Annotated in this window: 8 protein-coding genes and 1 tRNA gene; 7 read left to right on the top strand and 2 right to left on the bottom strand. The window is 42.8% G+C overall.

All coding sequences use genetic code 11. The features are described from left to right. Window positions 1–780, top strand: a complete 780-nt coding sequence (locus B5D29_RS06010) for an SGNH/GDSL hydrolase family protein (protein ID WP_078768681.1) — start codon at window positions 1–3, stop codon at window positions 778–780. Next, on the top strand, window positions 780–1,346 hold the full coding sequence (locus B5D29_RS06005) for a 4'-phosphopantetheinyl transferase family protein (protein WP_078768680.1): 567 nt from the start codon (window positions 780–782) through the stop codon (window positions 1,344–1,346). Before B5D29_RS06010 ends, B5D29_RS06005 begins: the two co-directional genes overlap by 1 nt. A gap of 45 nt (window positions 1,347–1,391) precedes the next feature. Here B5D29_RS06005 and B5D29_RS06000 read toward each other — a convergent pair whose 3' ends face one another. Further along, window positions 1,392–3,554, bottom strand: a complete 2,163-nt coding sequence (locus tag B5D29_RS06000; protein WP_078768679.1) for a Tex family protein — start codon at window positions 3,552–3,554, stop codon at window positions 1,392–1,394. Between the two features lie 248 nt (window positions 3,555–3,802). Here B5D29_RS06000 and B5D29_RS05995 point away from each other — a divergent pair, with 248 nt between their 5' ends. The 5 genes from B5D29_RS05995 (at window position 3,803) to B5D29_RS05975 (ending at window position 9,432) form a co-directional block, all read left to right on the top strand. After that, on the top strand, window positions 3,803–4,249 hold the full coding sequence (locus tag B5D29_RS05995; protein ID WP_078768678.1) for a hypothetical protein: 447 nt from the start codon (window positions 3,803–3,805) through the stop codon (window positions 4,247–4,249). After that, window positions 4,215–5,501 (top strand): polyhydroxyalkanoate depolymerase, encoded by a 1,287-nt coding sequence (locus B5D29_RS05990; RefSeq protein ID WP_242941754.1) that lies wholly within the window; start codon window positions 4,215–4,217, stop codon window positions 5,499–5,501. Before B5D29_RS05995 ends, B5D29_RS05990 begins: the two co-directional genes overlap by 35 nt. 12 nt (window positions 5,502–5,513) lie before the next feature. Continuing rightward, window positions 5,514–7,736 (top strand): 1,3-beta-galactosyl-N-acetylhexosamine phosphorylase, encoded by a 2,223-nt coding sequence (gene gnpA, locus B5D29_RS05985; protein WP_078768676.1) that lies wholly within the window; start codon window positions 5,514–5,516, stop codon window positions 7,734–7,736. Between the two features lie 309 nt (window positions 7,737–8,045). Further along, entirely contained in the window at window positions 8,046–9,194 is a 1,149-nt protein-coding gene (gene fucO, locus B5D29_RS05980; RefSeq protein ID WP_078768675.1) for a lactaldehyde reductase, read from the top strand. A 164-nt stretch (window positions 9,195–9,358) separates the two neighbouring features. Continuing rightward, window positions 9,359–9,432 (top strand) — tRNA-Gln (locus B5D29_RS05975). A 131-nt stretch (window positions 9,433–9,563) separates the two neighbouring features. On the opposite strand, the gene B5D29_RS05970 is transcribed toward B5D29_RS05975, so the two are convergent. Beyond that, complete coding sequence (locus B5D29_RS05970) at window positions 9,564–10,475, bottom strand: restriction endonuclease (RefSeq protein ID WP_078768674.1); 912 nt, start codon at window positions 10,473–10,475, stop codon at window positions 9,564–9,566. Window positions 10,476–10,612: the final 137 nt, after the last annotated feature.

Genomic DNA, 10,612 nt, shown 5'->3' with positions numbered 1-10,612 from the left:
ATGAATAAAGCAACCAAAAATAAAGTTATAAAATTTGTTTCAATCGCATTGGCGTTGGCTCTTGTGTTTGTTGGCATTTTTTTGATTAACGGCAAGCAAACAGGTTCAATCAGCAAGGGAAACAACGATGAATACAATGTTGAAAAACTCAAAAAGAACGAGGATTCTGTTATGCAGGGCGACCCATATGTATTTTTGGGTTCGGATTTCACCTTTGGTGCAAAGTCGGACGGTCAGTCGTTTGTTGATTATCTTGAGGCTGTTGATGGCATAAAGTGCAAAAAATACGGCGGTGAGGGCTACAAACTCAACGGAAAAGGTGAGGAAACTCTTGCTTATAGTTTCAGCAAAGCGGTCGAAGAAAACACTAATCCAAAAGTCGTTTTTTGCGAAGTTCCTGCTTGCAATGCAAAGGGCAGACAAAACAACGGCGAACTATCCTCAAGCTATTACATTGGCGATTACGACACAACTACTCTTTACGGAGCAATGGAATATCTTTGTGCAAGCGCAGATTTGAATTGGGGTTGTAAGGTAGTGTTCATTACTTGCCCTACCAATGACGACAAGAAGTATGCCGAGATTGCAGAGGCTGCCGATGCAGTTGCCGAAAAATGGGGCTCAAAGGTGATAAATTTTTATAACAATGATGAAATTTCGTTTGACAAGAGCGAACGAAAACTCTATATGGTTGACTCGTCATCACCTACAAAGGCGGGCTACAACAAGGTTTATGCCCCTAAAGTAGAAGAATTTATGCAGAGATATTTTTATTTTTAATGAGCAAAATTTATATGATGACCGCTGTTGAATTAACTCCGACAGCGGTTGAATTTATTGAAAAAAACTATCCCGAGAGATACAAAAAATCACTCGGATATAAAGAAAAATCGGATGCGGATTTGTGCCTTTGCACCGCTGTTTTGCTTGACAAAGCCGGAATAAGCGAGGGCGAAATTCAGTATACCGACAACGGCAAGCCGTATCTGACCGATGGCAGATATATCAGCATATCGCATAGCGGAAATCGTTGTGTTCTGGCTGTTTTTGATTGTCCGGTCGGGATTGATATTGAAGAAGTCGGCAGGGTGAAAACGACTGTTTCTTCCCGATTTTTCACTTCGTCGGAACAAGAGTGGGCAAGCGATGATGAGGTGAGGTTGACCGTTCTGTGGACGCTCAAAGAGGCGTTGTCAAAACTCACGGGAGATGGCATAAAAATGCTGTTTGACGGGGTTGAAGTTTTGCCACTCACCCGAGGCAAGTCGATTATCCTTGACGGCAAAAAAATAACCGCCGAACTTCAATTTCTCGGCGATTATGTGTTGGCGATTATAACTTCATAAGCAAAAAATCCGTAAACATCATGCTTACGGATTTTTATTTTGCTGTTATTTTTTGTCTTTCATTTCGTTAGGGTTTTTCATGGTCAGCGAAATTCGCTTTTTGTCAACATCAACGGAGAGTACCCAAACGGTCACAATGTCGCCCACCTTGAGCACATCCGACGGATGCTTGATGTAGCGGTTTGTGATTTGGCTGATGTGCACAAGTCCGTCTTGATGCACGCCTATGTCAACAAACGCACCAAAGTCGATAACATTTCTGACCGTGCCGTTGAGCTCCATTCCGGCTTTCAAGTCCTCCATGCCCATAACATCTGTGCGTAAAAGTGGCTTCGGCAGTTCATCTCTTGGGTCACGACCCGGCTTTGAAAGTTCGCTCACAATGTCAACGAGGGTCGGCTCACCGATGTCAAGTTTTTGTGCAAGTGCCGATGTTCCGATTGTTTGCACCTGCGATTGAAGTTTTGTGATGTTGCCCGATTTGATGTCGCTTTCAGAGACTTCGCAAACCTTCAAAAGCTCCTTTGCCGCCGAATAACTTTCCGGGTGAACGGCGGTGTTGTCAAGCACATTCTTGCTTTCTGCAACACGCAGAAAACCTGCGCATTGTTCAAATGCTTTTGGTCCTAATTTTGCAACTTTTTTCAATTCGCTTCTTGATGTAAACGAGCCGTTTTCTTCACGGTATGCAACAATATTTTTTGCCACTGCACTTGAAACACCTGCAACTCTTGACAGCAATTGCGGTGATGCGGTGTTGAGGTCAACGCCGACGCTGTTTACACAGCTTTCAACCACGCCGTCAAGCTCTGCCGACAGTTCTTTTTGTGGCATATCGTGTTGATATTGACCAACTCCGATTGCCTTTGGATCGATTTTTACAAGCTCTGCAAGCGGGTCTTGAAGTCGTCTTGCAATGCTGACCGCACTACGCAGGCTGACATCGAATTGCGGAAATTCCTCCGCCGCAAGTTTTGATGCACTGTAAACTGATGCACCCGCTTCGCTGACAACCATATAGGTTATTCCGCAGTCAAGTTCTTTGATAAGGTCGGACGCAAACACCTCGGTTTCGTGCGATGCCGTGCCGTTGCCGATTGCAAACATCTTTACATTATATTTTTTCACAAGTGCGGTGATTGTCTTTTTTGCTTCTTCAATTTTGTTGTGTGGCGGTGCAGGATAAATAACTCCCGTGTCGAGCACCTTGCCTGTTTCGCTGATAACAGCAACCTTGCATCCTGTGCGATAGCCCGGGTCAAGCCCGATTGTGACATTGCCCTTTACAGGCGGTTGCATAAGGAGCTGACGAGTGTTTTCGCCAAATACCTTGATTGATGCTTCGCAGGCGTTGGCGGTCAGTTCGTTGCGGATTTCTCTTTCGATAGATGGGAAGATAAGTCTGTTGAATGAATCTTCAACAGCTTCGATAACAAGGTCGGTCGCCTTGGTGTTGTTTTTGCAGTGGATGTTGAACAAAAGGTCGGTGGCAATGGTCTTGTCAAATTCAATTTCGACCTTGAGTTTGCCCTCTTTTTCGCCTCTGTTGACAGCCAAAACTCTGTGCCCTGCAATGGATTTTACAGGCTCGCTGTATTCCTTGTACATTTCGTACACGCCGAGGTCGTCATCTGCTCCCTTTGATGTGAGCATACCGTTGTTGTGCACAGCGTAGCGGATGAGTTTTCTGCCGTTCGGGTCGTCGGACACAAGCTCTGCAATGATGTCCTTTGCACCTTGAAGTGCACTTTCAATGTCTGCAACCTCATCGGTCAGGTAGTCCTCTGCCAAAATTTCCGGCTCAGGAGTGCCTTTTTCCTGTGCGTAGATTGCCTCTGCAAGCGGTTCAAGTCCGAGTGCCTTTGCAACGGAGGCTCTTGTTTTTCTCTTTGGACGGAACGGACGGTAGATGTCCTCAAGTTCCGTCATCGTCTTTGCGTTTTCGATAGATTTTGCAATGTCGTCCGTCATCTTTTCTTGCTCGGTGATGGATGCAACAATCTTTTCTTTTTGCTCCTCTAATGAGCGGAGATAGTTTAGTCTGTCGTTCAGCTCTCTCAACAATTGGTCGTCAAGCGAACCTGTGGCTTCTTTTCTGTATCGTGCAATGAACGGAATTGTGTTTCCGTTATCAATGAGCTTCACCGTGTTTTCTGCCTGCCAAGGCTTTAACGAAAATTCAAGCTCTAATTGTTTTACTATATCCATAGTTACTTCCTTTTTTGTGTGATACATTCAGTTTACCAAAAATCGGGCGTTCTTTCAAGCAAAATAAGGCGGTATTTTTTAGTAATAATAGCCAAAAAATCCGACAGTTTTTTTACCATATAGTTTTGATTGTACCTTGAATATTGATTGTATTATATATTATAATTAAACGGGATATGTCAATTTGCAACTTTTAGCTCAAAAATTGTGGCTTGCAGTCTGGCATAAATAACAATCGGAGAGGGACTATGAATAATATTTTTTTCACGAGCGATAGGGAAGAAAAATACGCAAAAGCGTGCCTTGTTTTTGCCGAACAGCTCGGACTGATTGACGACAGCAGTCTTGATGCAGTTGTGTCAAGATGTAAAAACGAAAATGCCAAGCGCAAAACTGCTTTTGATAACGGCGAGATTGTTTATGGCTTGAAGCAGTTTACACCGACAGCGTATCTTGATTGGGAACTCACTCGTTTCAGACTTGATTTTGTGTCGGAACAAAAGGGCATCAAGTATAGCTACAAGCCTATTGAAAAACCACAGCTTAAGGAATACTACAAACTCAACAAGGACTTGTTCACCCGATATAACGGCGACAGGTTCAGATTCAAAGAATCACGAGATGTTGTGTACAAGAAAATAAGAGAGGAGGAATATGAAAATGAAATCAACAACATATTACGCAAGCTCTCTTAACGGAAACGACAATAATGACGGCTTGACTCCTCAAACCGCCTTTTTAACTCTTGACAAGGTCAATTCGCTCAAGCTCAACGCAGGCGACAGGATTTTGCTCGAAAGAGGCTCGGTGTTCAACAATCAGTTTTTGCACCTCAAAAATTGCGGAAGCATTGACGGAGAGGCAATCGAGATTGCACCTTACGGTGACGGTGAGCGTCCTCCGTTCATCAACACAAACGGCGAGGGCATTTGGTATCAGGATTACGGCACAAAGCTCGACAATGCAGGGCATATTTACAAGGGTGATGTTTCTTCCTCCGTTCTTCTTTATGATGTGGAGAATATCATCATCCGTGATATAGAAATTGCAAACAAAGAGGAGTTTACAACTCCCGAGGCGTACAGCGACCCTGACAAGAGGGACAGAACAGGCGTTGCCGTTGTTGCTCAAAACAGAGGAACTATTCACTCAATCACACTCAAAAATCTTTTTGTTCACGATGTCAACGGCAATGTATACAACAAGCATATGAACAACGGCGGTATTTATATGACCGCTTTCAAGCCGGAGGACGAAAGCAAAACAGGCGTTGCAAGATATGACGGCGTAACTGTTGAGGGCTGTTTTGTAAAGAATGTCAGCAGATGGGGAATTGCAGTCGGCTATTCCTATCGCCACGCAGATTTTGCAGGCAAGGAACTTAAAGAGGAAACTTTTGAAAAATACGGCAACCTCAACATTTTGATTACAGGTAACTACACAAAGAATATCGGCGGTGACGCAATCACGCCTATGTATGCACTCACTCCGCTTGTTGAACACAATGTTTCGGACACTTGTGCAACCGAGATGAACGATCGTGTTTATACCAAGCCGGGCAAGAGAATGGGCAAGGTTGCGGCTGCGATTTGGCCGTGGAAGTGCAAAAATGCTTTGCTCCAATACAACGAGGGTGTGGACACAAAACTCAATCAAGACGGTATGCCGTGGGATGCCGATTCGGGTGACGGCACTACATATAAGTATAACTATTCAAGACTTAACGAGGGCGGATGTATGATGTTCTGCCTTGGCGAAGCCGTGCATAATACATTTGTCAATAATGTAAGCTATGACGATTTGGGCGGAATTTTAAGTCCGTCGGGCAATCCTGACGCTTATGTTGCTGACAACGAATTCTATATGCGCAAGAGTGTTCCGCTCAAACGCAAGAGAAATCACGGCAAAATGACGCTTAAAAATAATAAAATAGAAATTATAGATTAACGAGGTATAACTATGGCACAAAGCAAAGGCAGAGTAACCATTCCAACCGATATGGATGTGGTTAAGGAAACCCTTGAAATTATGGACGAATGGGGTGCAGACGCAATCCGTGACTGTGACGGCACAGAGTTTCCACAGGAACTTAAGGACACAGGCGCAAAGATTTATGCAACCTATTACACCACAAGAAAAGATAACGAATGGGCAAAGGCTAACCCTGATGAAATTCAGCAGATGTACATTATGACTCCGTTCTACACAGCAACCGAGTCAACTCTTGAAATTCATCTTATGAACCATCTTTATCCCGATATGCTCAAGGTCAACAACCGTGACGACATCACAAGATGGTGGGAGGTTATCGACCGCACAACAGGTGAGGTTGTTGCTCCGACCGATTGGGGATATGACGAGGCAACGGGCAATGTAACAATCAACAAATGCACACCGTTCCACGAATATACAGTAAGTTTCCTTGCTTACATTATGTGGGACCCGGTTCATATGTACAACGCTGTTGTCAACGAGTGGAAAGATGTTGAACCGCAGATTACCTTTGATGTTCGTCAGCCAAAGACAAGAGCACATTCGCTCGACAGACTTCGCAGATTCCTTGACACTCACGATTATGTTGATGTTGTCAGATTCACAACATTTTTCCATCAGTTCACTCTTGTGTTTGATGAATTCGCAAGAGAAAAGTTTGTTGATTGGTTCGGCTATTCGGCATCCGTAAGCCCGTATATCCTTGAGCAATTCGAAAAAGAAGTCGGCTACAAGTTCCGTCCGGAGTTTATCATTGACCAGGGTTATATGAACAATACATATCGTATTCCGTCAAAGGAATTCAAGGATTTCCAAAAGTTCCAAATGCGTGAGGTTGCCAAACTTGCCAAAGAAATGGTGGACATTGTTCACGAGTACGGCAAGGAAGCAATGATGTTTATGGGCGACCACTGGATTGGTATGGAGCCGTTTATGGATGACTTTGCATCAATCGGTCTTGACGCTGTTGTAGGCAGTGTCGGCAACGGTGCAACACTTCGTCTTTTCAGCGATATTAAAAATGTAAAATATACCGAGGGCAGATTTTTGCCATATTTCTTCCCTGATGTTTTCTGTGAGGGCGGCGACCCTATTTATGAAGCAAAGGTAAATTGGGTGACTGCAAGACGAGCAATTTTGAGAAGTCCTATCCAGCGTATCGGCTATGGCGGTTATCTCAAACTTGCGCTCAAGTTCCCTGAATTTGTTGAATATATCAAGGGTGTTTGTGATGAGTTCCGCACACTTTATGATAATATCCAAGGTGTAACACCTTATTGCGTAAAGAAAGTTGCAGTGCTCAACTGTTGGGGCAAGATGCGTTCTTGGTCAAACCATATGGTTCACCACGGTCTTTATTACAGACAGAATTATTCTTATTTCGGAGTTATCGAGGCTTTGAGCGGTGCGCCGTTTGATGTTTCGTTCATCAGCTTTGATGATATTAAGAACGACAGCAATTTCCTCGACAAGTTTGATGTAATCATCAATGTCGGCGATGCAGACACAGCACAGTCGGGTGGCGAATATTGGGCAGATGAGCAAATCATCACAGCCGTTAAGAAGTTTGTGTTCAACGGCGGTGGATTTATCGGTGTCGGCGAGCCTGCCGCTCATCATTGGCAGGGCAAGTTCTTCCAACTCAATGATATTTTGGGCGTTGAGGAAGAAAACGGATTCACTCTCAACACTCGCAGATACAACACCGAGGAACACAGAGACCACTTCATCCTTGCAGACACCGAGGGCGGAAATGTTGATTTCGGCGAGGGCAAGAAGAATATCGTTGCTCTTGACGGCACAACTGTTCTTGTTCAAAATGCAACCGAGCTTCCGTTTGCCGTAAGACACGCAGAGGAAGTTCAAATGGCTGTCAGAGAATTCGGCAAGGGCAGAGGTGTCTACATCAGCGGACTTCCGTATTCGTTCGAAAACAGCCGTGTGCTTTACCGTGCGGTTTTGTGGAGTGCTTCGGCAGAGGACGAGCTTCATCGTTGGTATTCAACAAACTACAATGTTGAGGTTCACGCTTATGTAAAGAACGGCAAGTACTGCGTTGTAAACAACACTTATGAGCCACAGGACACAACTGTTTATGTCGGTGACGGCACAAGCTTTGAATTGCACCTTGAAGCAAACGAAATCAAGTGGTATCAAACTGCCGATAAAGTTCCTGAACCACGCCAATAAAATAAACTAACCGCTTAATGCATCCTTAAACGGAGGCGGCAACACGAAGTGTTGACAGTGGGACTTTAAAAAATGCTGTAAGTTTAATACTTACAGCATTTTTGGCGTTTTTCGTTTTTTGCTCGGGGACGGTACCATCGTACAGTTCCCGCTCGCAAGAAAACGAAATTCAGAAATTTTCTCAACAGTTTGTAATTATTTACCAAAATAGTAAAAATTCTTAAATAATTGTTAAAAAATTAACAATACTTATTTAAAATATTGTGGTATAATATAGAAAATTGATAAAGAAAAACGGAGGTTTTCACTATGGCTAACAGAATCGTACTTAATACAATTTCATATCATGGCAAGGGCGCAATCAAGGAAATTGCTCCAATTGCTCAGTCAAAGGGATGGAAGCATATTTTTGTTTGCTCTGACCCTGACCTTATCAAGTTTGGCGTTACTTCAAAGGTAACAGACCTTCTTGACGAAGCAAAAATTCCATACACAGTTTATTCGGGTATCAAGCCAAACCCAACAATCGAAAATGTTGTTGACGGCGTAGAGAGCTTCAAGGCTTGCGGTGCTGATTCAATCATCGCTATCGGTGGCGGTTCATCAATGGATACAGCAAAGGCAATCGGCATCATCATTGCAAACCCAGAATTTGCAGATGTTCGCTCACTTGAGGGCGTTGCTCCGACAAAGAATCACGCTGTTCCTACAATCGCAGTTCCAACAACAGCAGGCACAGCTGCCGAGGTTACAATCAACTATGTAATCACAGATGTTCAAAAGGAAAGAAAGTTTGTTTGCGTTGACGAAAACGATATTCCTGAATATGCGGTTGTTGACCCTGATATGATGTCATCAATGCCAAAGGGACTCACAGCTTCAACAGGTATGGATGCACTCACACACGCTATCGAAGGCTACATAACAAAGGGCGCTTGGGAAATGTCTGATATGTTCCACCTTGAGGCAATCAAACTTATTGCAAAGCATCTCCGTGGTGCAGTTGAAAACAATCCCGAGGACAGAGAGGGAATGGCTCTTGCACAGTATATCGCAGGTATGGGCTTCTCAAATGTCGGTCTTGGCATTGCTCACTCAATTGCTCACACACTCGGTGCTCACTACGACACACCCCACGGTGTAGCTTGCGCTATGATGCTCCCTATCGTTATGGAATACAACGAGGACTTCACAGGCGAAAAGTACAGAGAAATCGCTCGTGCTATGGGTGTTGAAGGCGTTGACGAAATGTCACAGGCAGAATACAGAAAGGCTGCCGTTGACGCTGTTAAGAAGCTTTCGGCAGATGTAGGCATTCCGGCTGTTAATGAAAAGGTAAGAGAAGAAGACCTTGATGTTCTTGCAGCAGACGCTTATGCAGACGCTTGCCGTCCGGGCAACCCAAGAGATACAAATGAAGCAGAACTCAAAGAACTTTACAAAAAAATTATGGCATAATTAATTTGCTTCATAATATAAACAGAGGCACACCCCTCCTCTGTAAGCAGGACGCAGTGAGCACCCCACTCACTGCGTCAACCTTTTTTCAAAAATTTCAAAAAAACCCTTGCATTTTTGAAATTGTATGTTATAATAATTAGGCAAAAGCGATTAGCATATATAGAGGTATAGTGTAACGGTAACACTCCGGACTCTGACTCCGTCATTTAAGGTTCGAATCCTTATACCTCTGCCAAGAGGAAAACAGGCACCATCAGGTGCCTGTTTTCTTCTTCTGCGAAGAAGTAAGGATTCGCAGAATCGTTATTACGAGCAAAGCGAGTAACAAGGTTCTGAACGCTTGCGTTCAGGTTCTTATACCTCTTTTTATAATTCCTCTGCAAAAAAGTCGCTATCAATTTTCTTTACTTCATATGTTTGCTCTAATGAAACTCCAACACTATGCTTAATCATAAGTTTTGTTAATGCACTTCCATCAACTAAAACTACTTTTACACCAAGAAGATTATTAGCATACTGTATAGCACCTGATGAAAATCTTGCCGTCGTAATAAATAGTCCTTTTTGTGCTTGTTGCCCTTGAAGAGCGCCTACAAATTTTTGAATTTCAGGTTTTCCAACTGTTTGTTCAAGCGACCATTGTTTTGCTTGAATATAGATATGACTAAAGCCTAATTGGTCTTCTTTGATAATACCGTCAATTCCACCATCATTGGATGCTTGCGTAACCATTCCTGCACCTTCAATTCCACTACCATATCCCATTTTCAACAGTAATTTTACTACGAGTCGTTCAAATTCAACAGGCGTTAATTTCATTACCTCATCCATCAATTGACTGGCTAGAGCACTTAAATATTGTTTGTGTGCAGATTCTAATATTTCAAGCGGAGTTTCATTTTTTTCATCTTGAATTTCAATTGAAGTGTTTTGTGTTGTTACATTATGAAAATCTTTAAATTTTTCTGACTTTTCCAAATATGCAAGGTCAATTTTTTCATTTGAGGTTAATGCACGTATTCCTTCTTCAGTAATATGATATTTTCCTCGCATAGGCGTTTCAATTAAACCAGCTTTGTCAAGGTAAGTCCTTGCCCATGCGACACGATTATCAAATGTTCGTTGTGAACCGCTTGGTAGCATTTCAGCAAGATCTTCTTCAGTTAATTTCATTGAATTTGCGATATTGTTTCTTACATCTTTAGCCGAATGCAATTCACCGTCGCTAACAGCTTTTAAAAATGCCTCAAAAAATTCAAAAAACTTTGGAACAGCCATATCTTTGCTCCTAACTAATATTAATAATAAAAATATTTTAGCACAAATTATTGAATATTACAACAAACACTCACAATATATATTACAAATTTGACGATATATTGTTTTTGGATTTTTATTACGAGCAAAGCGAGTAA

This window comes from Eubacterium coprostanoligenes, from assembly GCF_900167205.1.
GTDB lineage: Bacteria > Bacillota > Clostridia > Oscillospirales > Acutalibacteraceae > Eubacterium_R > Eubacterium_R coprostanoligenes.
Note: the sequence above shows the minus strand (reverse complement) of the source record. Positions and strands in the feature narration are given on the sequence as shown.

Bases quoted from the DNA above. Each gene is read 5' to 3' on its own strand.
- B5D29_RS06010 (WP_078768681.1), top strand. From the start codon at position 1: ATGAATAAAGCAACCAAAAATAAAGTTATAAAATTTGTTTCAATCGCA.
- B5D29_RS06005 (WP_078768680.1), top strand. From the start codon at position 780: ATGAGCAAAATTTATATGATGACCGCTGTTGAATTAACTCCGACAGCG.
- B5D29_RS06000 (WP_078768679.1), bottom strand. From the start codon at position 3,554: ATGGATATAGTAAAACAATTAGAGCTTGAATTTTCGTTAAAGCCTTGG.
- B5D29_RS05995 (WP_078768678.1), top strand. From the start codon at position 3,803: ATGAATAATATTTTTTTCACGAGCGATAGGGAAGAAAAATACGCAAAA.
- B5D29_RS05990 (WP_242941754.1), top strand. From the start codon at position 4,215: ATGAAATCAACAACATATTACGCAAGCTCTCTTAACGGAAACGACAAT.
- gnpA (WP_078768676.1), top strand. From the start codon at position 5,514: ATGGCACAAAGCAAAGGCAGAGTAACCATTCCAACCGATATGGATGTG.
- fucO (WP_078768675.1), top strand. From the start codon at position 8,046: ATGGCTAACAGAATCGTACTTAATACAATTTCATATCATGGCAAGGGC.
- B5D29_RS05970 (WP_078768674.1), bottom strand. From the start codon at position 10,475: ATGGCTGTTCCAAAGTTTTTTGAATTTTTTGAGGCATTTTTAAAAGCT.